Source organism: Streptomyces beigongshangae, assembly GCF_019710745.1.
GTDB lineage: Bacteria > Actinomycetota > Actinomycetes > Streptomycetales > Streptomycetaceae > Streptomyces > Streptomyces beigongshangae.
The window spans coordinates 129,974-153,637 of sequence record NZ_JAHKJW010000014.1 but is presented as its reverse complement, the minus strand read 5'-3'; the positions used below and the strand labels follow the sequence as shown (position 1 = coordinate 153,637).

Annotated in this window: 20 protein-coding genes; 10 read left to right on the top strand and 10 right to left on the bottom strand. The window is 71.2% G+C overall.

The window, feature by feature from the left end; all coding sequences use genetic code 11:
• Positions 1–180: 180 nt before the first annotated feature.
• The 5 genes from KM933_RS13835 to KM933_RS13815 form a co-directional block, all read right to left on the bottom strand.
• Positions 181–1,563 (bottom strand): alpha-amylase, encoded by a 1,383-nt coding sequence (locus tag KM933_RS13835; RefSeq protein ID WP_221351822.1) that lies wholly within the window; start codon positions 1,561–1,563, stop codon positions 181–183.
• Positions 1,564–1,711: 148 nt separating this feature from the next.
• Positions 1,712–3,397: a glycoside hydrolase family 13 protein gene (locus KM933_RS13830; RefSeq protein ID WP_221351820.1), complete on the bottom strand. Its 1,686-nt coding sequence runs from the start codon at positions 3,395–3,397 to the stop codon at positions 1,712–1,714.
• Positions 3,398–3,534: 137 nt separating this feature from the next.
• Positions 3,535–4,446, bottom strand: coding sequence for a sugar ABC transporter permease (locus KM933_RS13825; RefSeq protein ID WP_221351818.1), 912 nt, complete (start codon positions 4,444–4,446; stop codon positions 3,535–3,537).
• Between the two features lie 13 nt (positions 4,447–4,459).
• On the bottom strand, positions 4,460–5,464 hold the full coding sequence (locus KM933_RS13820; protein WP_221351816.1) for a carbohydrate ABC transporter permease: 1,005 nt from the start codon (positions 5,462–5,464) through the stop codon (positions 4,460–4,462).
• A 156-nt stretch (positions 5,465–5,620) separates the two neighbouring features.
• Entirely contained in the window at positions 5,621–6,895 is a 1,275-nt protein-coding gene (locus KM933_RS13815; protein ID WP_221351814.1) for an extracellular solute-binding protein, read from the bottom strand.
• 486 nt (positions 6,896–7,381) lie between these two features.
• Between KM933_RS13815 and KM933_RS13810 the strand changes: the two genes are divergently transcribed.
• Positions 7,382–8,416: a LacI family DNA-binding transcriptional regulator gene (locus KM933_RS13810; RefSeq protein ID WP_308013377.1), complete on the top strand. Its 1,035-nt coding sequence runs from the start codon at positions 7,382–7,384 to the stop codon at positions 8,414–8,416.
• A gap of 108 nt (positions 8,417–8,524) precedes the next feature.
• Positions 8,525–9,385 carry a phosphatase PAP2 family protein gene (locus KM933_RS13805; protein WP_221351810.1) on the top strand — a complete coding sequence of 287 codons (861 nt, stop codon included), beginning with the start codon at positions 8,525–8,527 and terminating at the stop codon, positions 9,383–9,385.
• Positions 9,386–9,521: 136 nt separating this feature from the next.
• Here the strand turns inward: KM933_RS13805 and KM933_RS13800 are convergent, their stop codons facing one another.
• Positions 9,522–12,527 (bottom strand): bifunctional [glutamine synthetase] adenylyltransferase/[glutamine synthetase]-adenylyl-L-tyrosine phosphorylase, encoded by a 3,006-nt coding sequence (locus tag KM933_RS13800; protein ID WP_221351809.1) that lies wholly within the window; start codon positions 12,525–12,527, stop codon positions 9,522–9,524.
• 209 nt (positions 12,528–12,736) lie between these two features.
• Here KM933_RS13800 and KM933_RS13795 point away from each other — a divergent pair, with 209 nt between their 5' ends.
• Positions 12,737–13,174 (top strand): VOC family protein, encoded by a 438-nt coding sequence (locus KM933_RS13795; protein ID WP_221351807.1) that lies wholly within the window; start codon positions 12,737–12,739, stop codon positions 13,172–13,174.
• A gap of 41 nt (positions 13,175–13,215) precedes the next feature.
• Here KM933_RS13795 and KM933_RS13790 read toward each other — a convergent pair whose 3' ends face one another.
• The gene (locus tag KM933_RS13790; protein ID WP_221351805.1) at positions 13,216–14,178 is read right to left on the bottom strand and encodes a hypothetical protein; all 963 of its coding nucleotides are present in this window, start codon (positions 14,176–14,178) and stop codon (positions 13,216–13,218) included.
• A gap of 4 nt (positions 14,179–14,182) precedes the next feature.
• Positions 14,183–15,382 carry a C40 family peptidase gene (locus KM933_RS13785; protein ID WP_260333491.1) on the bottom strand — a complete coding sequence of 400 codons (1,200 nt, stop codon included), beginning with the start codon at positions 15,380–15,382 and terminating at the stop codon, positions 14,183–14,185.
• Between the two features lie 342 nt (positions 15,383–15,724).
• Here KM933_RS13785 and KM933_RS13780 point away from each other — a divergent pair, with 342 nt between their 5' ends.
• From KM933_RS13780 to KM933_RS13770, 3 genes are all read left to right on the top strand, one after another.
• Complete coding sequence (locus KM933_RS13780) at positions 15,725–15,988, top strand: Uma2 family endonuclease (protein WP_308013376.1); 264 nt, start codon at positions 15,725–15,727, stop codon at positions 15,986–15,988.
• Complete coding sequence (locus KM933_RS13775; RefSeq protein WP_221351801.1) at positions 15,985–16,209, top strand: helix-turn-helix domain-containing protein; 225 nt, start codon at positions 15,985–15,987, stop codon at positions 16,207–16,209. Before KM933_RS13780 ends, KM933_RS13775 begins: the two co-directional genes overlap by 4 nt.
• A gap of 93 nt (positions 16,210–16,302) precedes the next feature.
• Positions 16,303–16,704, top strand: coding sequence for a hypothetical protein (locus tag KM933_RS13770; RefSeq protein WP_221351799.1), 402 nt, complete (start codon positions 16,303–16,305; stop codon positions 16,702–16,704).
• 107 nt (positions 16,705–16,811) lie between these two features.
• Here the strand turns inward: KM933_RS13770 and KM933_RS13765 are convergent, their stop codons facing one another.
• A complete protein-coding gene (locus KM933_RS13765) occupies positions 16,812–18,173 on the bottom strand; it encodes a glutamine synthetase family protein (protein ID WP_221351797.1) in 1,362 nt (453 codons plus the stop codon).
• Positions 18,174–18,502: 329 nt separating this feature from the next.
• On the opposite strand from KM933_RS13765, the gene KM933_RS13760 reads away from it, so the two are divergent.
• Positions 18,503–19,708, top strand: coding sequence for a globin domain-containing protein (locus tag KM933_RS13760; protein ID WP_221351796.1), 1,206 nt, complete (start codon positions 18,503–18,505; stop codon positions 19,706–19,708).
• A gap of 164 nt (positions 19,709–19,872) precedes the next feature.
• Here the strand turns inward: KM933_RS13760 and KM933_RS13755 are convergent, their stop codons facing one another.
• On the bottom strand, positions 19,873–20,304 hold the full coding sequence (locus KM933_RS13755; RefSeq protein ID WP_221351794.1) for an RrF2 family transcriptional regulator: 432 nt from the start codon (positions 20,302–20,304) through the stop codon (positions 19,873–19,875).
• A gap of 155 nt (positions 20,305–20,459) precedes the next feature.
• Between KM933_RS13755 and KM933_RS13750 the strand changes: the two genes are divergently transcribed.
• From KM933_RS13750 to KM933_RS13740, 3 genes are all read left to right on the top strand, one after another.
• Positions 20,460–21,131 carry a thioredoxin-like domain-containing protein gene (locus KM933_RS13750; RefSeq protein ID WP_221351792.1) on the top strand — a complete coding sequence of 224 codons (672 nt, stop codon included), beginning with the start codon at positions 20,460–20,462 and terminating at the stop codon, positions 21,129–21,131.
• Between the two features lie 50 nt (positions 21,132–21,181).
• Positions 21,182–21,814, top strand: a complete 633-nt coding sequence (locus KM933_RS13745) for a DUF305 domain-containing protein (protein ID WP_308013375.1) — start codon at positions 21,182–21,184, stop codon at positions 21,812–21,814.
• A gap of 78 nt (positions 21,815–21,892) precedes the next feature.
• Entirely contained in the window at positions 21,893–23,647 is a 1,755-nt protein-coding gene (locus tag KM933_RS13740) for an NAD+ synthase (RefSeq protein ID WP_221351789.1), read from the top strand.
• The last annotated feature ends 17 nt before the right edge of the window (positions 23,648–23,664 follow it).

Here is a 23,664-nt window from a genome sequence, read left to right as displayed (position 1 = left end):
GCCGTTTCGGTTTCAGGGCCACGGTGATGCCTTTCAGCAAGAACTGCGCAAGGAGGAGAAAGAAATTTCAGCGGATGTCAGGGACCGCGCGGTTCCCCGCGCCCCCGTCGGGGGCGCGGGACCGTGACATGTGCGGCTCCGCCGCGGGGCGCGATCAGCCCCCACCGACCCGCGGCCGGATCAGCAGCCGGACTTGCCCGCGTACACCGCGAGCGCGGTGTTCGCGCCGAGCGTCGCCGTGAGCTGCCCCGAGCCGTTCACCGTCACGGTCGTGCCCGCCTGCACGTTGCAGTACGTGCCCGCCGCCAGCGAGGTCTGGTAGGTGCGGGTCAGCGGGGACGACTCGTGGTTGATGGCCACGAAGCCCTTGCCGCCCCGGCCGAAGGCGATCGCGTCGCCCCCGTTGTCCCACCAGTTGGTGAGGGACTGCCCCCGCACGGCGTTGCGGAAGGCGACCATCGACTGGATCTCCGGCCAGGCGTGCTGGCACTTCCAGCCGTTCTGCCAGCAGGCGCCGACGGCGCCGCCGCTGGGCGGACCGGCGTCGGTGGAGGAGAACTCGTAGCCGGAGTTGACGTCGGGCGCACCGTACGGGTACGCCAGCATGAAGACGTTGGCCAGGGTGTAGGTGGCGCCGTCCTTGTAGCTGAGCGTGGAGCCGTTGCGCTCGGTGTCGTGGTTGTCGACGAAGACGCCCGAGACGCCGCTGCCCATGTAGCCCCAGCCCTCGCCGAAGTTCTTCAGGTAGGCGAGGTTCTCGTTGTTGAAGACCCGCTTGAGGTCGAAGGCGTACCGGAACTCCTGGACGTCGCCGGTGCCCGTGTACTCGCTCGGCTGGACGGCCTCGCCGGCGCCGTGGATGGCCTCCTGCTTCCAGTAGACCGACGGGTTGCTCAGCCGGCCCTTGATGTTGGCGAGGTCGGCGGCCGGCATGTGCTTGGCCGCGTCGATCCGGAAGCCGTCGACGCCGAGGGAGAGCAGGTCGTTCAGGTACCTGGCGACGGCCGAGCGGACGTACTCCTCGCCGGTGTCCAGGTCGGCGAGTCCGACGAGTTCGCAGTTCTGGACGTTGCCGCGGTCCTGGTAGTTGCTGATCTGGGAGGTGCAGTTGTCGAAGTCGGGCGCGGAGTACAGGCCGGGGTAGGTGTACTTGGTGTAGGACGAGCCGCCCGTACCGGTACCGTTGCCTGCCGACATGTGGTTGACCACGGCGTCGGCGACGACCTTCACACCGGCCGCGTGACACGTGTTCACCATGTTCCGGAAGGCCGCGCGGTCGCCGAGGCGGCCCGCGATCTTGTAGCTGACGGGCTGGTACGAGGTCCACCACTGCGAGCCCTGTATGTGCTCGGCGGGCGGTGAGACCTGGACGTACCCGTACCCGGCCGGGCCCAGCCGGCTGGTGCACTCCTTGGCCACGGAGGCGAAGTTCCATTCGAAGAGGACGGCGGTGACGTCCTTGGTGCCGGGTGGGGCGGCGTGGGCGGGGCCGGCGGCACCCGCGGGGACGACGAGGGCGGCGGCCGCCAGGGCGAGCGCACAGGAGAGAGCTCTCTTGGCCATGTGGGGGTCCCTTCTCCGTTGAAGGTTCTTGCTGTTGAAGTTTCTTGCTGCAAAATTCAACAGCCGTGCGTGCCGCAGATCGTAGAAGCCCGCCTCCCAAAGGGGAAGACGGGCTTCTGAAAATTCCTGAAAGTTCTTACAGGGACGGTCAGTCCGTGGTCCACCACACGGTGGCGTCGGCGGGCAGCAGCACCTCGCCGCCGTCCGTCACGGCCACCTCGGCGCTCGCGAGCAGCACCCTCCCGTGCGCGGGGACGGTCACCGTCTCGCCGCGGGTGTTGGTGGTGCACGTGAACGCCCCGCGGCGGAAGGCGAGGACGCCCTCGGGCGCCCTCAGCCACTCGACGCGGTCGCCCGCGCCGAGGTCGGCCCGTTCACCGCGCACGGCGAGCGCGGACCGGTACAGCTCCAGCGTGGAGCCGGCCACTCCGGTCTGCGCCTCGACGCTCAGCCCGCCCCACCCGGGCGGCTGCGGGAGCCAGCTGCCCCCGCTGCCGAAGCCGTACGACGAGCCCGTACGGCTCCACGGGATCGGCACGCGGCAGCCGTCGCGGAACCCGTCCTGCCCGGCGCCGCGGAAGTACGCGGGGTCCTGGCGCACCTCGTCCGGCAGGTCGACGACGTCCGGCAGACCCAGCTCCTCGCCCTGGTACAGGTAGGCGGACCCGGGCAGCGCGAGCATCAGCAGGGTCGCCGCGCGCGCCCGGCGCAGGCCCAGTTCGCGGTCCCCGGCCACGCGGAGCTGGGTGCCCAGGCCCGCCGGGTTGGCGAACCGGGTGGCGTGCCGGGTCACGTCGTGGTTGGAGAGCACCCAGGTGGCGGGGGCACCCACGGGACGCATCGCGTCGAGGGTGCGGTCGATGCAGGCGTGCAGGTCCTCGGCGTCCCAGTGGGTGCTCAGGTACTGGAAGTTGAACGCCTGGTGCAGCTCGTCGGGGCGCACGTAGTCGGCGGTGCGCTCGACGGTCGGCGTCCACGCCTCCGCCACGAAGATGCGGTCGCCGGAGTACTCGTCCAGCACGGTCCGCCACTCGCGGTAGATCTCGTGCACACCGTCCTGGTCGAAGAACGGCGTGGCATCGTTGCCCAGGAGCTTCAGCTGCTCGTGGGATCCCAGGTCCGGCAGTCCTTCCGCCTTCACCAGGCCGTGTGCCACGTCGATCCGGAAGCCGTCCACGCCCATGTCGAGCCAGAACCGCAGGACCGAGCGGAACTCGTCGCCGACGGCCGGGTGGTTCCAGTCGAAGTCGGGCTGTTCGGGCGCGAAGAGGTGGAGGTACCACTCCCCCGGGGTGCCGTCCGGCTCGGTGACCCGGGTCCAGGCGGGACCGCCGAAGACGGACTCCCAGTCGTTGGGCGGCAGTTCGCCGTCCGCCCCCTTGCCGGGGCGGAAGTGGTAGCGCTCCCGCAGCGGGGAGCCCGGCCCCTCGGCGAGGGCCCGCTTGAACCACTCGTGCTGGTCGGAGGAGTGGTTGGGGACGAGGTCGACGATGATCCTGAGGCCGAGTCCGTGGGCCTCGCGGATCAGCGCGTCCGCGTCGAGCAGGTTCCCGAACATGGGGTCCACGGCCCGGTAGTCCGCCACGTCGTAGCCGGCGTCGGCCTGCGGCGAGGCGTAGAAGGGGCTGAGCCACACGGCGTCCACGCCGAGGTCGCGCAGGTACGGGAGTCGGGAACGTACGCCCGCCAGGTCGCCCATCCCGTCGCCGTTGCTGTCGGCGAAGCTTCGCGGATAGACCTGGTAGATCACCGCGTCACGCCACCAGTCGCGGCGGTCGGCGACGGTGGCGACGGCGGAGTTCGGTGCCGGGTCGGCGGAGTGCTGCTGGCTCATGGCTTCCTTGATACGTGACGGAGGTAGCGCCCCGAGGGGGCGCGGGGCTGTTTCGATGTGCGGCTGCCGCCGCGTGGGCGCGACCGGCCACGACGCGGCCGCGGACGGCCATCGCTCCCGCAGCCCGCCGCGTACGGCTAGCCCTTGGTGCCACCCGCGGTCAGCCCGGTGACCAGGTTCTTCTGCACGAGGTAGAAGAACGCCGACACCGGAATGGCCACCAGTACGGCCGTGGCGGCCATCAGGTTGCGCTGCGCGTCGTGCTCGCTCACGAAGCTCTGCAGACCGACCGCGAACGTGTACTTCGTGTCGGACAGCATGAACGTCGAGGCGAACGCGACCTCGCCGAACGCGGTGATGAAGCTGTAGAAGGCGGCGACGGCCAGCCCCGGCTTGGCGAGCGGCAGGATCAGCCGGAAGAACGTGCCGAAGGGCGAGAGCCCGTCGACGCGTCCCGCCTCGTCGATCTCGAAGGGGATGGTGTCGAAGTACCCCTTGAGCAGCCACGCGCAGTACGGCACGGCGGTCGAGCAGTAGACGAGGATCAGGCCGAAGTAGTTGTCGATGAGCTGGAGTTCGCCGAGGATCTCGTACATCGGGACCATAAGGACGGCGACCGGGAACATCTGGGTCACCAGCAGCACCCACATGAACTTACGGTAGCCGGGGAAGCGCATGCGCGAGACCGCGTAGCCGGTGGTGGCGGCGACCAGGACGCCGATGGCGGTCGTCCCGAGCGACACGACGAGCGTGCTCTTCAGCCAGTCGAAGAACGGCGTGTGCTGGAGCACGAACGTGTAGTTGTCGAGCGTCATCTTCCCGAGGATGTCCTCGGGGTGCAGGTAGTCGTCCTTGTCCGGGCCGAGCGACAGGTAGACCAGCCAGGCGATCGGGAAGAGCGCGATCAGGCTCGCGACGGTGAGGACGCCGTGCGAGGTCAGGGTCACGGCGAGGCTGTTCTCGCCGCGCCGCCGGGGCCTGCGCGTCCGGGTGGTGCCCGCGGGGGCCCCGTCGGCCGGGGCGGGGTTCGTGACGGTCGTGGTGCTCATGGGGACTCCTGCCTCAGCTCGCGAGCTGCTGCTCGTCGCGGGCCAGCCAGCGGCGGTAGACGGAGGTGAAGACGATCAGGATGGACAGCAGCAGGACTCCGTACGCGGCGGACTGCGCGTAGTCGCGCGGCTGCTGGCCGAAGCCCAGCTGGTAGGCCCAGGTGACGAGGATCTGCGCGTCCGGCGCGGTGTTGCCGAACAGCAGGAAGATGATCGCGAACTGGTTGAACGTCCAGATGATGCCGAGCAGCACGACGGTGGAGCTGACGGACCTGAGGCCCGGCAGGGCCACGTGCCGGAAGCGCTGCCAGGCACTGGCGCCGTCCATCTCGGCCGCCTCGTACAGGACGCCGTCGATGGACTGGAGTCCGCCGAGCAGCGAGACCATCATGAACGGCACACCGCACCAGGTGTTGACCATGATCGCGGCGAACCGCTGCCAGAAGGTGTCCTCCAGCCACAGCGGCGACGGCAGGTGCACCGCGTCCAGCACGGAGTTGATGACGCCGGCGTCGGCGAGCATGAAGCGCCAGCCGAAGACGGTGACGAAGGTCGGCACGGCCCAGGGCAGGACGAGTATCAGCCGGTAGAGGGTGCGGCCCCGCAGCTTCTGGTTGAGCAGCAGCGCGAGCCCGAGCCCGATGGCGTAGTGGAGCAGGACGCACAGCGCCGTCCACACGATCGTCCAGATGAAGTGCGACCAGAAGCGGTCGTACGCGGTGGGACCCCAGAGGATGTCGGCGTAGTTGTCCAGGCCGATGAACTCGTAGGTGGCGTCGATGTGGTTGGCGCCGATCGTGCGCGCCGAGTTGAGGCTGGTGGCGTCGGTGAACGTCAGGTAGACGCCGCGCACCAGCGGATAGAGCACCAGCACGCCGAGCACGACGACCACCGGGGCGGTCATCGCGTACGCGTACCAGTACTTCTGGTACGCGTGCTTCAGGCGCTGGAGCGGACCGGGGCGCGGCGCCCGGTCACCGCGGCGCTTGCCGGTCGCGCGGTCGATGACGACTGTCATGGTTCGACACCTTCTGGAAAATCAGGGGTGGGGCGCACGTTCTGGACGGTCGCGGGGCCGGTCGGAGGCGGACCGGTCGGGAGGCGGACCGGTCGGGAGCGGGGCCGGTGGCCGCCGGGCCCGTCCGCGGCGGGACGGGTCCGGCGGCCGCCGCGCTCACTTGCCGAAGTCCGGGACCAGCTTGGCGATCGCGGTCTCCGCGTTGCCCAGGCCCTTGTCGAGCGACACCTTGCCGCCGGCGATCTTCGGCAGTTCGTCGTCGAGCGGACCCCACAGGGAGCTGTACTCGGGCAGCGCCGGGCGCGGCTGGGCGGCGGCGAGCACGCCCTGGTAGCCGGCGATGCCCGGGTCCGACTTGACCTCGGTGGTGTAGGCGTCGTCGCGGGTCGGCAGCGTGGAGTTCTTGAGGGCGACCGTCTCCTGGGACTTCGCCGAGGTCATGAATTTCAGGAACTTCAGCGAGGCCTCCTGGCGGGCCTTGTCCGAACCCGCGTACACGGAGAGGTTGTGGCCGCCGGTCGGGGCGCCCGCCTTGCCGCCGCCGCCGGCCGGGACGGTGGCGATGCCGAGGTTGTTCCTGTCCTTGAAGGCCGAACCCTTGTAGAAGTTGGTGATCTCCCACGGGCCCTGGATGATCGAGGCGACCTTGCCGTTGACGAACGCGTCCTGGATGTGGGCGTAGGCGTCGGCGGTGGTGTCGGCCTTGTGCAGGCCCTTGCCGTCGAACAGGCCCTGCCAGGTCCGGTAGCCCTTGACCGCCGCGGGCGACCTGACCGTGATCTTCTTGCCCTCGGCGTCGACGGTGTCGGTGCCCTCGCCGTACAGGAACGGCTGCGCGTAGTAGGCCTGGGTGGAGCCCCAGTAGCCGTCGACGCCCGTCTTGTCCTTGATGGTGGCGGCGTCCGTCTTGAGGTCGGCCCAGGTGGTGGGCGCCCCGTCGATGCCGGCCTTCTCGAAGAGCTGCTTGTTGTAGACCAGCGCGAGGGTGTCGGTGACCAGCGGCACCCCGTACGTCTTGCCCTCGTACGTGGCCTGCTCGATCAGGCTGGGCTGGAACTCGTCCTGCTCCGCGAGGGCCTCCGTGCCGTCGAGCGGCAGGAAGAAGCCCTTCTTGGCGAAGGCGGGGGTCCAGCCGACCTCGGAACGCAGGACGTCCGGGGCGCCCTTGGCACCGGCGGCGGTGTCGAACTTGTTCTGCGCCTGGTCGAAGGGCACGTTGACGTACTTGACCCTGATGTCCGGGTTGGCCTTCTCGAATTCCTTCACGAGGGCCTTGTAGGTCGGCGCCTCGTTGGTGGCGTTGGACGTGTCCCACCAGGTGAGGGTGGTCGGGCCGTCCGCCTCGCCACTGTCGTCGCCGTCTCCGCCGCAGGCCGTCGCCGCGAGGGCGAGGGACGCCACCAGTGCGGTGGCCGCTATGCCACGCCGCATGAGTTCTCCTTGAGGGTGAAAGCCCGTGTGCCGGAGGGAACGGCCCCGTCCGCCGTCCCCGCCTGTGCGCCGACCGCACCGTTGCCGCCGTCGGGCGACGTGAACGTAACAGCGATGCAAGCGGCGCGAAAGACCTTGCAGCAAAAAAGTGCAAGAGAGATGGGCGGTTACCCCGCCGCAATCTCTTCCGGAGCGCTCCGATCCCTTGCCACAGGGGCGTTCACCGGGTGCGGGGCCGCCGTGCAAGACTCTGCAAGCTCTTGCCATACCCGTCCGTGCCGGGGATCATCGGCCCGTCGGCGTCTTGCAGGGCACACCGTCCGCACGGGCGCACACGGCGGACGGCCACCGCCGTGCCGGCCACCACGACGACCAGAATCACGAGGGAACGCGATGACGCAGCAGCCCGGAACGGGCCGTCCGAGTGCCCGCGCACGGCGGTCGTTCGGTGGGCAACGCGATTCCCGGCCGGTACAGTCCAATCCCGTGACCACACGGCTTGCCGACATCGCAGCGCAGGCGGGGGTGAGCGAGGCGACCGTCAGCCGCGTCCTGAACGGGAAGCCGGGCGTCGCCGCCACCACGCGCCAGTCCGTTCTGGCCGCCCTCGACGTGCTCGGCTACGAGCGGCCGGTCCGTCTGCGCCAGCGCAGCGAAGGGCTCGTCGGACTGATAACCCCGGAGCTGGAGAACCCGATATTCCCGGCCCTGGCCCAGGTCATAGGCCAGGCGCTGACGCGGCAGGGCTACACACCGGTCCTCGCCACCCAGACCCCGGGCGGCTCCACCGAGGACGAGCTGACCGAGATGCTGGTCGACCGGGGGGTCGCCGGCATCATCTTCGTCTCCGGACTGCACGCGGACACCTCCGCGGACATGCAGCGGTACGAGCAGCTGCGCGGCCAGGGCGTGCCGTTCGTCCTCATCGACGGTTTCTCGCCAAAAGTGCAGGCTCCCTTCATCTCGCCGGACGACCGGGCGGCGATGGCGCTCGCGGTCACCCACCTCGTCTCGCTCGGCCACACCCGGATCGGTCTCGCCCTCGGCCCCAAGCGGTTCGTTCCGGTGCAGCGCAAGATCGAGGGCTTCGTCCGCACCATGCAGGACCTGCTGGGGCTGGCCACGGACGACATCGAACAGCGCCTGGTCCAGCATTCGCTGTACACGCTGGAGGGTGGCCAGGCGGCCACGGCCGCACTCATCGACCGGGACTGCACGGCGATCGTCTGCGCGAGCGACATGATGGCGCTGGGCGCCATACGGACGGCCCGCCAGCGCGGTCTGGAGGTCCCGGACGACATCTCCGTCGTCGGGTTCGACGACTCCCCGCTCATCGCCTTCACGGACCCGCCCCTCACCACGGTCCGCAAGCCGGTCCCCGCCATGGGCCAGGCCGCGGTGCGCACGCTGCTGGAGGAGATCGGCGGGACCCCGGCGCCCCACAGCGAGTTCGTGTTCATGCCGGAACTGGTGGTGCGGGGCTCGACGGCGTCGGCCCCCGGGGACAGGACTCGCGCGTAGCTCATACGCAGGAAGTAGTGGACCCCCTACCCCAGGTGGAGAACGTGCGGCCGGGACCCACCCGAGGGATGATCGGTGGGAAAGACTCGTCTGGCAGACTCTGTCCTTATGGGTGAAAGCACCGTGACGACACTGGAAGGCCGGGAGCAGGCCCCTCCACAGCCCGTCGCGGACGAGGCGGCGCACGACCGCAGGGGACACCGTCTCCTGCGGCGCATGCGCGCGCCCCGGCGCCCCCGGCTCTGGTTCGAGATCCTGCTCATCGCGGTGAGTTACTGGACGTACTCGCTGATCCGCAACGCCGTTCCCGAGCAGCGGGCCCAGGCGCTGGAGAACGCCGACTGGATCTGGGAGGTGGAGCGGAGCCTCGGCGTCGCCGTGGAGGAATCCGTCAACCACGCCGTGAACTCGGTGACGTGGCTGATCGTCGGCATGAACTACTACTACGCGACCCTGCACTTCGTGGTGACCATCGGCGTCCTCGTGTGGCTCTACCGCAGCCATCCGGGACGGTACGCGGCGACGCGCACGGTCGTCTTCGCCACCACGGGCGTGGCCCTGGTCGGTTACTACCTGTATCCGCTGGCCCCGCCGCGCCTGATGAACGGCAACGACTTCATCGACACGGTCCTGGTCCACCAGACGTGGGGGTCCATGGCCTCCGGCGACCTGAAGAACATGTCGAACCAGTACGCGGCGATGCCGTCCATGCACATCGGCTGGTCGCTGTGGTGCGGCGTCACGGTCTTCGCGCTGGCCTCGGTCCCGTGGGTGCGGGTCCTGGGCCTGCTCTACCCCACCGCGACACTGGTGGTCATCGTCGCCACGGCCAACCACTTCTGGCTGGACGCGGTGGGCGGGATGGCCTGCCTGGCCTTCGGCTACGGGGTGGCCCGGCTCTGGTACGGCAGACTCCCGCACCACCTCCCCCGCCTGGTCCCGCCCGAGCCACCTCCGGCCAGGACCTGACCGGGCCCAGCCCTTTCCGGGGCGCGGGGCCCTGTCCGTGTGCGGCTCCGCCGCGTGGGCGCGACCGGCCCCCACCGGACCCGCGGCCGAGTCTCTTCCGAGAGGTGATCCCCCCGGGGCGGAAGCCCTGGGGGCGTCACCCGGCGTAGAACAGCTCGTCCACCACCGCCCGGGCCCGCCGTGTGGTCCGCCGGTAGTCGTCCAGCATGTCCCCCACGTGCCCGGGCCCGTACCCCAGGTAGCGGCCCACCGCCGCCAGCTCACGCCCGTCGGACGGGAACGTGTCGCCCGCCCGCCCCCGCACCAGCATCACCGCGTTGCGCACCCGGCTCGCCAGCACCCACGCCTCGTCCAGCGTCGAGGCGTCCTCCTGCGACATCAGCCCCGCCTCGCACGCCGCCGCCAGCGCCTCCCGGGTACGGGTGGTCCGCAGCCCCGGCTCCCGCGCCCCGTGCCGCAGCTGGAGCAGCTGCACGGTCCACTCCACGTCGGACAGTCCGCCCCGGCCCAGCTTGGCGTGCAGCGTGGGGTCGGCCCCGCGGGGCATCCGCTCGGCCTCCATCCGCGCCTTCAGGCGCCGGATCTCCCGTACGGCGTCCTCCCCGAGCCCGTCCTCGGGGTACCGCATCGGATCGGCTATCCCGAGGAACAGCCGGCCCAGCTCCGGGTCCCCGGCGACGAACTCGGCCCGCAGCAGCGCCTGCGACTCCCAGCCGAGCGACCAGCGCCGGTAGTAGGCCTCGTACGACTTCAGCGTCCGTACGAGCGGTCCGGACTTGCCCTCGGGCCGCAGGTCGGCGTCGATCAGCAGCGGCGGGTCGGCGCTGGGGATCTGCAGCAGCCTGCGCATCTCGGAGACGACGGCGCCCGCGGTGCGGGCCGCCTCCTCCTCGGCCACCCCGGCCCGGGGCTGGTGCACGAAGAGCACGTCCGCGTCGGACCCGTAGCCCAGCTCGTGGCCGCCGAAGCGCCCCATGCCGATGATCGCGAAGCGTGTGGGCAGCGTCTCGCCCCAGCCGTCCCGGACGACGGCCCGCAGGGTGCCGGAGAGGGTCGCCGCGGTCAGGTCCGAGATGGCGCCGCCGACGAGGTCCACCAGCGCGCCCTGGTCGGCGTTGGCCGGCGTCTCCTCGGTGCCGTACGAGCCGACGATGTCGATGGCGGCCGTACGGAACAGTTCCCGGCGCCGTACGCCGCGGGCGGCGGTCACCGCGGCCTCGCCCGTGCCGGCCCGTCCCACCGCGGAGAGGATCTCCTGCTCCAGGTGGGCCCGGGCGCGGGGGCGCAGCCCTCCGCTGTGCCCGTTCCCGAGCAGGGCCACGGCCTCCGGCGCCCGCATCAGCAGGTCGGGGGCGAGCCGTCCGGCGGACAGGACCCGGGCGAGGTTCTCGGCGGCGGCCCCCTCGTCCCGCAGCAGCCGCAGGTACCAGGGCGTCTTGCCGAGCGCGTCCGAGACCTTGCGGAAGTTGAGCAGTCCGGCGTCGGGGTCGGCGGAGTCGGCGAACCAGCCCAGCAGGACGGGCAGCAGGGTCCGCTGGATGGCGGCCTTGCGGGAGACGCCGGAGGCCAGCGCCTCCAGGTGGCGCAGCGCGGCGGCGGGGTCCGCGTAGCCGAGGGCCACCAGCCGCTCCCGCGCCGCGACCGGGCTCAGCCGGACCTCTCCGGGCGCCAGTTGGGCGACCGCGTCGAGCAGCGGCCGGTAGAAGAGCTTCTCGTGCAGCCGCCGCACCACCCCGGCGTGCCGCTTCCACTCGCGGTTCAGCGTGCTGACGGGGTCGGTGCGCAGCCCGAGCGAGCGCCCCAGGCGGCGCAGATCGGTGTCGTCCTCGGGCACCAGGTGCGTGCGCCGCAGCCGGAAGAGCTGTATGCGGTGCTCCATGGACCGCAGGAACCGGTAGGCCGCGTCGAACTGCGCGGCGTCGGCGCGTCCCACGTACCCGCCCGCGGCCAGTGCCTCCAGGGCGTCCAGCGTCGTCCCGCTGCGCAGCGACGTGTCGACGCGGCCGTGCACCAACTGGAGCATCTGGACGGCGAACTCGACGTCCCGCAGCCCGCCGGGCCCGAGCTTCAGCTCCCGCTCGATCTCGGCGGGCGGGATGTTCTCGACGACGCGGCGCCGCATCTTCTGCACGTCGGTGACGAAGTTCTCCCGCTCGACGACCTGCCAGACGAGCGGGGACAGCGTGGCGACGTACTCCTGTCCCAGCGCGACGTCCCCCGCGACCGGCCGCGCCTTCAGCAGGGCCTGGAACTCCCAGGTCTTGGCCCAGCGCCGGTAGTAGGCGAGGTGGCTGCTGAGCGTCCGCACGAGCGGCCCGTTGCGTCCCTCGGGCCGCAGGTTCGCGTCGACGGGCCAGATGGACCCCTCGACGGTGCTCTCCGAGCAGATCCGCATCAGGTGGGCGGCGAGCCGGGTGGCGGCCCGCAGCGCCTTGTCCTCGTCGGCCCCGTTCGCCCCCTCCACCGCCTCCCCGACGAAGATGACGTCGACGTCGGACACGTAGTTCAGCTCGTGGCCGCCGCACTTGCCCATCGCGATCACCGCGAGCCGGCACATCGCGGCGTCCTCGGGCGCGGCGGCCCGGGCGAGGGCGAGCGCGGCCCGCAGCGTGGCGGTCGCCAGGTCGGCGAGCTCCGCGGCGACCTGGGTGACGTCGGTGGTCCCGCACACGTCACGGGCCGCGATGGACAGCAGGCAGCGCCGGTAGGCGACCCGCAGCGACACGGGGTCGGACGCCTCGGCGAGCCCGCGCTCGAACTCGGCCACGCCCGGGTGCAGGTCCTGCGGCTCGTACGTCACGAGGGCCCGCCAGTCGTGCGGGTGGCGGGCCAGGTGGTCGCCGAGCGCGGCGGACGCGCCGAGCACCCCGAGCAGCCGGTCGCGCAGCGGCTTCGCCGCGATGAGCGTGTCGAGCAGCTCGCGCCGCCCCGCGTCGTCCTCCTGCGCCTCCACGATCCGGACGAGCCCGAGGAGCGCCAGGTCCGGGTCGGCGGTGGCGGCGAGCGCGTCCAGCAGCACCGGGTCGTTCGTCACGGCCGCCAGCTCCGGCCCGTCCAGCAGCCGCTCGGCGGCCGACGGATCGGTGAAACCGTGCCGCAGCAGCCGCGAGAAGGTACTGCTCCTGCGCCCCGGCACCGTCATCCCAGGCCTCCGTCATCCCATGCGGTCGATCAAGGTCGTACGGCTCCGAGCCTAACCGGAGAGGACGGCGGAAGCGTCTGGACGCGGAGGCGGGGTTTCGCCGTCATGGTGGCGCCGGGCCCCGTTTTCGGCTTCGGTGGGGGAAGCCACCGGATCGCGCATCTCATCGCACGGATCGCACGCATCGCACACGACGAAGGAGTCGTTCCATGGACATGGCCCTTGAAGTGATCACGCTGCCGGTCGCGGACATCGACCGGGCGAAGGTCTTCTACCGGGACAAGGTGGGCTTCCACGTCGACCTCGACACGGAGGTGATGCCGGGCGCGCGGGTGGTCCAGCTCACGCCGCCGGGCTCCGGCTGCTCGATCGCGCTCGCCCAGGGCATACCCAGCCCGACGGGGACACCGCGGCCGGGCACGTACCACGGCATGCAACTGGTCGTCGCGGACGCCAAGGCGGCGTACGAGGAGCTGACCGCGCGGGGCCTGGAGATCAGCGGGCCCGTCCAGTACGCCCCGCAGGACGGCGGCACGTTCATGCACTTCACCGACCCGGACGGCAACGGCTGGGCCGTCCAGGAGTACCGCGAGCGGGCCGCGAAGCCGCTGCACCGGCTGCTGGCGGAGCAGGCGGAGCAGCCGTAGCCGCGGTCACCGGGCCGCGTGGTGGCCGGGGGGCGGGCCGCTCAGGACGGTGGGGGCGGTGACCCGGCGGGCCGGCCGGGCCACCGGGTGAAGCGCCGCAGTCCCCGCCGCGTGGGCTTGAGGGGCTTGTCCTCGGGGGCGAGCGACCCGTGACCGGAGGCCGGGCCGGCAGCCGCGGCGGGGGCCGCGGTCAGGGCCCGTGCCGAGGTCCGCGCCGGGGCCGGTACGGACCGCCGGCCCTGGGCGAGCCGGCTGCGGACGGTCTGCGCCATGGTCTGGTGGGACGGTTCGAGGAGCAGGCCCTGCGCGGACAGCCGTTCCCACATGTGCAGCAGCTCCTGCCCCCGGGTGAGCACCTGCTCCTCGTCCGCCAGCCGCTGCCACGCCGCGGTGGCGCGGGCCACGTCGGGGGCCGCCCGGTTCAGGTCGGTGCGGCAGCGGATGCGCGCCACGGTGAGCGCGAGGGTGATGGAGAGCGTGTGGTCGCCGCGCAGATAGGCGAGGTACGCCTCGATCGCCCGTGCCTCCAGGGAGAGTTCGTCCTCCGCCCCCCTGCGCAGCGTGAGGTGTTCCCGCAACGCGCCGGCCAGGACGAACGCGGCGTGCAGCTCCTCGCGCCTGGCGTGCTGGATGATGCGCTCCACGCGGGCGAGCGGAGGGAACGCCTCCTCCTCCGCGGCGGTGCGCTCGGGCCCGGGCGGCAGGTCGTCCTCGTCGGCGATGGTCCGGCTGGAGCCGTCGGGGTACACCCGCAGGCGTGCCACCTGCATCACGGTGCGGTCGATGACGGTGGCCGCCACCGGGGCCCCCAGGGTGCGGGCGAACATGGCGACGGCGTCGAGGATCGCCTCGTTGGGCGGCCGTCCGCCGCCCATCTCCAGCACATGGCCGTTGACCACCGTCGACCCGTCCTCGGCCACGTAGGCGTCGAGGCGGATCAGCGGCTGGGCGTTGAGCGCGGGGAGGTTGCGGTGCTCGTCACGGGGTGTCAGCGAGTGGGACATCGGCTCAGGCTCCGGGCCGGACGACGCCGAGGATGTACATGGAGGCGGCCGGCGCGGTCGTGACCGTGCGTCCGGGGCGCGGGGCGTGGACCATCTGCCCGCCGCCGATGTACATGCCCACGTGCGTGGCGTCCCTGTGGTAGATGATCAGGTCCCCGGGCCTCGCGGACGACAGGCTGACACGGGTCAGTCCCTGCCACTGCGCCTGCGAGGTACGGGGTATGGGGCGCCCGGCCGCCGCCCAGGCCGTGGAGGTGAGTCCCGAGCAGTCGTACGAGGAGGGGCCGACGGCGCCCCACACGTACGGCTTGCCGATCTGGGCCATCGCGAAGCCGACCGCCTTCGCGGCCGCTCCACTGACCGGCGTCCCGCCGCCGGAACCGCCCCCGGACGGGCCGGATCCCGCCGAACCGGAGCCGGCCGGGTTGGAGCCGCCACCCGTACTGCCGCTGCCCGCACCGCTGTTCGTACCGCCGCCCGCGCCACCGCCCGTACCGCCACCGCCCGTACCGCCGGCGTCCGCGCCGATGTCCGCCCACCGGGCCTCGGCCTCCTCCGCCTTCTCCCGCTCCAACCGGGCGAGCCTGCGGGCCTCTTCCTTCTTCAGCCCCTCCTCGATCTCCTCCGCCTCGGAGATCCTCCCCTCGATCTTCTTCTTCGCCCCGGCCTTGTCCGCGCGGCTGCTCTCCAGCTTCCGCAGTTCCTTCTCGGCGTCCTCGGTCCGCCGGCCCAGGTCCGCGCGGGCGGTCTTCTGGCGCTCGGCCACGTTGGTGAGGCTGCGCAGGGCCTGGCGGGCCTGGGACGCCTCGTTCAGCGCCTGGTCGGGGTGGTCGCCGAGCAGCAACTGGATGCCCGTGGCGGCGAGATCGCCCCCGCGGTACTGGGTCCGGGCGGCCGCGCCCGACAGGTCCTGCAGCTCGTCCACCCGCTTCTCGGCGCGGGCGAGGCCCTTGCGGAGGGTGGTGAGCCGCTTCTCCTGCTCCTTCGCCTTCTCGTTCGCGGCGTTGTACGCCTCGGTGGCCACCTCCGCCTTGCGGTAGAGGCCCTCCAGCTCGGCGTGGACCTCCTCGATCGACCGCCCGCCCCGCGGGTCGGGGTCGCCCGGGGCCGCGTGACTGGGAGCGGCGGTGAAGGCGATCGCAAGGACAAGGGTCACTGTGGTGGCCCGGCCCCACAGCCGCCCGCCGCCGGTGGACACGTTCATCGGCTTCACTTTCAGAGGTCGTGTGCAGGCGGCCCGGACGAGCGGTCCGCCTGTTCCGGCCGCCACCGCGGTTCCCGCGACGGGCCGTTCAAGCCTCAACCACACTACCTTCCCCCGTACCACCGCCCCCGGCGTACCCGCGTGTGTCAACATGCCCGCGCACAACGTTCCCACACCCGTATCACGCCTGTAGGACGCCCGACATCGACGACCGGTTGCGTACGCCGGGAAGCCGGCCCATGCGCGCGGGGACACGGCGGGCCGGGGCCCGCGCCGCGCCTCGGAGTCACGGACGCGGACGGCACCGGGGCGGCCGGCGACCTGCCCCACCGCTCCCACCTGGTGATCGAAGTGGTGTCCCGGTCGAATCCGGACAATGACTACGAGGGCAAACTGCGGGACTATCCGGCCATGGGCGTCCCGCACTATCTGATCGTCGATCCACGCGACGGAACGGCCGTGCACCACTGGTCACCGACAACACGCACCGGCACGCCCGCCTACGACAACCGGCAGCATTACCGGTCCGGGGAGACCGTCACAGTGGGCGACTGGAAGATCGACACGGACCACCTCCCCCTGTACGGCACCAGGACCGGCCAGTGACGGACACGGCCGACCTGGTGCGCTCCTGGCGCCTGCGGCGCGGCCTGTCACAGGCTTGTCTGGCCGAACTGGCGGGCACGGGACAGGCGGCGATCTCGCGCATCGAGTCCGGCCGCGACCTGCCCACCCTGGCCGTACTGGAACGGATCGCCCTGGCACTGGACTGCCGTGTGGCCATTTCATTCACCCAGAATCAAAAGGGTGCCACATCAAGAGAATGAGACAGTAGGTCAAAAGTAGTTACTTGACCCTTCAACATCTGCTTGGTAAATTCCCGTCCCGCTTCACTCGCCTGCGCCAAGATGGGAAAAACCATGCGTTTACGCCCCCTCGCCCTTGGACTCGCCTCCGTCGCCTTCGTAGGTGCGACGATCTCCGCACCCGGTGCCGCAGCCGCCGGCGGCGCGGCGTCCGACGAGGCATGGCCCCCCGGCAACTGCCCCCAGGACAAGGTCTGCGTCTGGGCCCACTGGGCCCACCCCGAGCCGGCTCCCGTGGAGACCCCCTCGGTGGCCACCGACCAGGAGTGGTCCGGCGACACCCCGGCGCTCACCTACTACAACCGCACGTCCCGCGACGCGGACCTGACGTACTACTACGTCTGGCCGGACGGGTCGAAGTCGACGTACACCCTGTGCGCCCCCAAGAAGTCAGGGAGCATCTTCTACCTGCCCGTGAACGTCACCGCGGTGACGTGGCACGACGGCTCCTGCTGACCTCAAGAAGCCCGGAAGGCGGGCCCAGGAGGTAAGGAGATACGACAGGGCCGACGGCCGATGGCCGTCGGCCCCACGTGTCGTCCGGCGGAGACCCCGCCGCGCCCCTACAGCACCGGCAGGTTCTTCCGCAGCTCGAAGGCGGTCACCTCGGAGCGGTACTCCTCCCACTCCGACTTCTTGTTGCGCAGGAAGAATTCGAAGACGTGCTCGCCGAGCGTCTCGGCGACCAGTTCGCTGCGCTCCATCAGGGTCAGGGACTCGCCCAGGTTCTGGGGCAGCGGCTCGATGCCCAGCGCGCGGCGCTCCGCGTCGCGCAGGGCCCAGACGTCGTCGTCCGCGCCCGGCGGCAGCTCGTAGCCCTCCTCGATGCCCTTGAGGCCGGCCGCCAGCAGGACCGCGTACGACAGGTAGGGGTTCGTGCCCGAGTCGAGCGAGCGGACCTCCACCCGCGCCGAGCCCGTCTTGCCGGGCTTGTACATCGGGACGCGGACCAGCGCCGAGCGGTTGTTGTGGCCCCAGCAGATGTACGAGGGGGCCTCGCCGCCGGCTCCCGCGGTGCGCTCGGAGCCGCCCCAGATGCGCTTGTAGGAGTTGACCCACTGGTTGGTGATCGCGGCGATCTCCGCCGAGTGCTTCAGCAGGCCCGCGATGAAGGAACGGCCGACCTTGGAGAGCTGGTACTCGGCGCCCGACTCGTAGAACGCGTTGCGGTCGCCCTCGAAGAGGGACAGGTGCGTGTGCATGCCCGAGCCCGGGTGCTCGCTGAACGGCTTCGGCATGAACGTCGCCTGGACGCCCTGCTCCAGCGCGACCTGCTTCATGATCAGACGGAACGTCATGATGTTGTCGGCCGTGGAGAGCGCGTCCGCGTACCGCAGGTCGATCTCCTGCTGGCCGGGCGCGCCCTCGTGGTGCGAGAACTCGACCGAGATGCCCATCGACTCCAGCATGGTGATCGCCTGGCGGCGGAAGTCCATGCCGACGTTCTGCGGGGTGTGGTCGAAGTAGCCGGAGTAGTCCGCCGGGGTCGGACGCGAGCCGTCCGTCGGCTTGTCCTTCAGCAGGAAGAACTCGATCTCCGGGTGCGTGTAGAAGGTGAAGCCCTGGTCGGACGCCTTGGCCAGCGCCCGCTTCAGCACGTACCGCGGGTCCGCGAAGGACGGCGAGCCGTCCGGCATCAGGATGTCGCAGAACATCCGGGCGGTACCGGGGGCCTCCGCGCGCCACGGCAGGACCTGGAAGGTCGAGGGGTCCGGCTTGGCGATCATGTCGGACTCGTAGACCCGGGCGAAGCCCTCGATGGCCGAGCCGTCGAAGCCGATGCCCTCGTCGAATGCCTGTTCCAGCTCGGCCGGGGCCACGGCCACGGACTTGAGGAAGCCCAGCACGTCCGTGAACCACAGGCGTACGAACCGGATGTCGCGCTCCTCCAACGTACGGAGCACGAACTCCTGCTGCTTGTCCATCTTCCGCTTCCACCCAATCCTTGCCGGTCAGGCCGCCTGCTCCCGTCCCAGGAACGCGGTCGGGCACCTGAGCATCCCACCACAACAGCATTTCATGCGCGTTGCGCGTCCGGATCGGCCGGCCGACCTGCGCCCGAACGCCTCACGTACGGCAGGTGGCCTGCCCGTACCTCCGTCCTGCCCGCCGGGCTCCATCCTGCCCGCCGGGCGCCGCACACGCGACGACCGGCCGACGACATCCCGCCGTCCTCGTTTCCCGCACGCCCTATAACTTGCATTTCAGATGCAAGTTTTCATACGGTGCGGGCAGTCGAGCCTGAGGAGCCGCGATGCTGTCCGAGCAGTCCGCCGCCGTCGTCCGCGCCACCCTTCCCGCCGTCGGCGGGGCCCTGGGGGAGATCAGCGACCGCTTCTACGCGGGCCTGTTCGCGGCCCGCCCCGAGCTGCTGCGCGATCTCTTCAACCGCGGCAACCAGTCCTCCGGCACCCAGCGCCAGGCCCTGGCGGGCGCCTTCGCCGCCTTCGCCGCCCAGCTCGTCGAGCGGCCCGACGTACGGCCCGACGCGATGCTGGACCGCATCGCCCACAAGCACGCCTCCCTGGGCATAGCCCCCGAGCAGTACCCGGTCGTCCACCGGTACCTCTTCGCCGCCGTCGCCGACGTGCTCGGGGAGGCGATCACCCCGCGGGTGGCCGCCGCCTGGACGGAGGTGTACTGGCTGATGGCGAACGCGCTGATCGCCATCGAGAAGCGGCTGTACGCGGCGAGCGAGGCGGAGGGCTCCGGCGGCCGGCGCACCTGGGAGGTCGTCGAGCGCGTCGAGGAGACGGCGGACGTGGCGACCTTCCTCCTCCGCCCGGCCGACGGCGCCCCCGCGCCCGGGTTCAGGCCCGGCCAGTACGTCTCCGTACGCGTCGAACTGCCGGACGGCGCCCGCCAGTCGCGCCAGTACAGCCTCGTCGGCGCACCCGGCTCCGCCCTGCGCCGGATCGGCGTGAAGCGCGTGCACGGTGACGGAGCACCCGACGGGGAGGTCTCGAACCACCTCCACGCGCACGCGAGGGTGGGCAGCACGCTCGAACTGTCCGCCCCGTACGGCGATCTCGTGCTCGACACCGACGCCGGGACCCCGGTGCTCCTCGCCTCCGCCGGCATCGGCGTGACGCCGATGATCGCCATGCTGGAGCAGCTCGTGGCGGGCGGGCACCGCGCCCCGGTGACCGTGGTGCACGCGGACCGCTCCCCCGCCGAGCACGCCCTGCGCGAGGAGCACGCGGCGTACGCGGCCAGACTCGGGGACGCGACGGCGCACTTCTGGTACGAGCGGCCGGAGCCGGGCCACCCGGCCGACCGCACGGGGCTGGTCGACCTCGCGTCGGTGGCGGTGGCGCCGGGCACACGCGCGTACCTGTGCGGCCCGCCGCCCTTCATGCGGGCGGTGCGCGGCCAGCTGATCGGGAAGGGCGTCGCGCCCGCCGACATCCACTACGAGGTGTTCGGCCCCGACCTCTGGCTGGCCGATCCCCGGGACTGACACGGGCCCGGTGGCGCCACGTCGGGGGCGCGGGGCCGGTTCACGCGTCACGCCCACGCCGACCGGCAGCGCCCCGTCGGGGGCGCGGGGAGCTGCGTGCCCGGCCCCCACCGGCCGGCAGCCGAAAGCCGGGCCTCAGCCCTTCGGCAAAGCCCCGCGGAGCGTCACCTCATCGTGATGCCCAGCAGCAGCGGCCCCGTGGGCGCGGCGACCATGTCCGTGACGGTCAGCGGGTCCAGGGAGACGTAGAAGGCCTCCTGGGCCCGGCGCAGGGCGGCCCGCAGCCGGCACCCCGGACTCAGCGGGCAGGGCGCGGCCCCCTCGCAGTCGACGACGTCCCCCTCGCCCTCGAAGGCCCGCACGACCGCGCCGACCGACGCCGTACGCCCCTTCTCGGTGAGCGCGAGACCGCCGCCCCGGCCGCGGCGGGCGTCGAGGAGCCCCAGGTGCCGGAGCTCGGCGACCACCTTCGCGGCGTGCGTGTACGGCACCTCCATGGCGGCCGCGACGTCGCGGGTCGTCGGCTTCGTCCCCTCGGCCACCGCGAGGCGCATCAGGACACGCAGGGCCAGGTCGGTCGATCGCAACAGCCGCATGCGGGCAGCGTAGATAATTCGTATACGTCGTTCAAATTATCTGCCCGGACTCGGGCCATTCGGCCAATCCTGCGGGCTCCCCGCCTGCGGCCCCTTCTCTCCCACTACGATCAGCTGACCACTCGACTGCCCCTTTCCCCCAGAAGGACCACCCCATGGGTTCCGCGAAGAAGACAGACAGCACGTCGCGCAAGGCGCGGATAGAGGAGATGCGGCGCGCCGAGCAGTCCCGCGAGCGCCGCAACCGGATTCTCACGATCACCGCCAGCGTGCTCGTCGTCGCCGGTCTCGTCGCCGGCGGCGCGTTCCTGATCAACTCGCAGTCCGACTCCGACGGGGACAGCGCCGCGAGCGACTCCAAGGCGGCTTCGGGGAAGTTCGTCACGGGCAAGGACGGCGTGAAGAAGTGGAGCACGAAGCTCACGCAGAACCACGTCGCCAAGGACGTGAAGTACCCGATGGTGCCCCCGGTGGGCGGTGACCACAACCAGGTCTGGATGAACTGCAACGGCGACGTCTACGACAAGGCGATCAAGAACGAGAACGCCGTGCACTCGCTGGAGCACGGCGCGGTCTGGGTGACGTACACCGGCAAGGCGTCGGACGCCGACGTGAAGGCGCTCGCCGAGAAGGTCAGGAAGACCCCGTACTCGCTGATGAGTCCCGTCGAGGAGCAGACGGACCCGATCATGCTCTCCGCGTGGGGCCACCAGCGGACCGTGACGGCCGCGGACGACCCGGCCGTGGCGGCGTTCTTCGAGACGTACGTCCAGGGCAAGCAGACCCCCGAGCCGGGCGCCGCCTGCACCAACGGCCTGTCCCAGTGAGGAACACCCATGAGGAACGCTCGTGAGGAACACCCGGTGAGGAACGCCACGTGAGGAAGACGAAGTCCGCCGGCTGGATCGCCGGGGCCGCCGCGGCCGTCCTCGTGGCGGCCGGGGCGATCACGTACGCGGTCGCCGACGGCGACGACTCCGGGATGAGGCCGCCCGCGGCGGACTCGGCGGACGCGGGCTTCGCCCGGGACATGGCCGTGCACCACCAGCAGGCCGTCGAGATGTCGTACATCGTGCGCGACCGCACCGACGACGACGAGGTGCGCCGCCTCGCGTACGACATCGCGCAGACCCAGGCCAACCAGCGCGGCATGATGCTGGGCTGGCTGGACCTGTGGGAGCTGCCCAAGGTGTCCGCCGACGCGCCCATGGAGTGGATGGGCATGACCGGTACGGCGGCCGGCGAGGACGGCGCGCTGATGCCGGGCATGGCGACCGACACGGAGATGGAGTCGCTGCGCAAGCTGGACGGCAAGGCGGCCGAGGTCCGCTATCTGCAGCTCATGTACGCGCACCACGTGGGCGGTGTGCACATGGCCGAGGGGTGCGCGGAGCGCTGCCGGGTCGGCGTGGAGCGGCGGCTCGCACAGGGCATGGTCCAGGCCCAGGAGTCCGAGATGAAGCTGATGTCGGACCTGCTGGAGAAGCGCGGCGCGAAGCCGTCGCACTGACGGGCCGCCCCCGCCGGGGCGGCCCTGGCGGGGCGTCCCCCCAGTCCATCGTGTCGCTCTGACGATTACACTGGCCGTGTGCCTCAACTACGCCTCGCTCTGAATCAGATCGACTCGACCGTCGGCGATCTCTCCGGGAACGCCGAGGCGATCGTCCGCTGGACCCGGCACTCCGCCGAGCAGGGGGCGCACCTCGTGACGTTCCCCGAGATGGTGCTGACCGGATACCCCGTCGAGGACCTGGCCCTGCGGTCGTCCTTCGTGGAAGCGTCCCGCTCGGCGCTGTACGCGCTCGCCGCCCGGCTCGCCGACGAGGGGTTCGGCGAGCTGCCGGTCGTCGTCGGCTTCCTGGACCGCGCCGAGAAGGCCCAGCCGAAGTACGGTCAGCCGGCCGGTGCCCCGCGCAACGCGGCGGCGGTGCTGCACCGCGGTGGGGTGGTCCTCACCTTCGCCAAGCACCATCTGCCGAACTACGGCGTCTTCGACGAGTTCCGCTACTTCATGCCCGGCGACACCCTGCCGGTCGTCCGTGTGCACGGCATCGACGTCGCGCTCGCCATCTGCGAGGACCTCTGGCAGGACGGCGGCCGCGTCCCGGCCGCCCGTTCCGCCGGGGCCGGGCTGCTGCTCTCGATCAACGCCTCGCCGTACGAGCGCGACAAGGACGACACCCGGCTCGACCTGGTGCGCAAGCGCGCGCAGGAGGCCGGCTGCACGACCGCGTACCTGGCCATGATCGGCGGCCAGGACGAGCTGGTCTTCGACGGCGACTCGATCGTCGTCGACCGGCACGGCGAGGTCGTCGCACGGGCGCCCCAGTTCGCCGAGGGGTGCGTCGTCCTCGACCTCGACCTGCCGGCCGCCGCCGCCGAGGCGCCCTCCGGCGTCGTGGACGACGGTCTGCGCATCGAGCACGTCGTCATCTCCGAGGAACCGCTGCCCGCGTACGAGGCGGAGCTCTCCGGCGGGTACGCCGAGCGGCTCGACGACGACGAGGAGGTGTACTCCGCGCTCGTGGTGGGGCTGCGCGCGTACGTGGCGAAGAACGGTTTCCGCTCCGTGCTGATCGGGCTCTCGGGCGGTATCGACTCCGCCCTCGTCGCCGCGATCGCCTGCGACGCGCTCGGCGCGCAGAACGTGTACGGCGTGTCGATGCCGTCCAAGTACTCCTCGGACCACTCCAAGGGCGACGCGGCCGAGCTGGCCCGGCGGACCGGACTCAACTACCGGACCGTGGCCATCGAGCCGATGTTCGACGCGTACATGGGGTCGCTGCACCTCGACGGTCTGGCCGAGGAGAACCTCCAGTCGCGGCTGCGCGGCACCATGCTGATGGCCCTCTCCAACCAGGAGGGGCACATCGTGCTGGCGCCGGGCAACAAGTCCGAGCTGGCGGTGGGGTACTCGACGCTGTACGGCGACTCGGTGGGCGCGTACGGGCCGATCAAGGACGTGTACAAGACGTCGGTCTTCCGGCTCGCGAAGTGGCGCAACCGGGCCGCGGCCGAGCGGGGGCAGACGCCGCCGATCCCGGAGAACTCCATCTCCAAGCCGCCGAGTGCCGAGCTGGCGCCCGGGCAGGTCGACACGGACTCGCTGCCGGACTATCCCGTGCTGGACGCGATCCTGGAGCTGTACGTCGACCGGGACACCGGGGCCGAGGAGATCGTGGCCGCGGGGTACGACCGGGAGCTCGTCACCAAGACGCTCCGCATGGTCGACACGGCGGAGTACAAGCGGCGGCAGTACCCGCCGGGGACGAAGATCTCTGCGAAGGGGTTCGGGAAGGACCGGCGGCTGCCCACGACCAATCAGTGGCGCGAGCGGTTGTGAGGGTCTGCGGGTGAAGG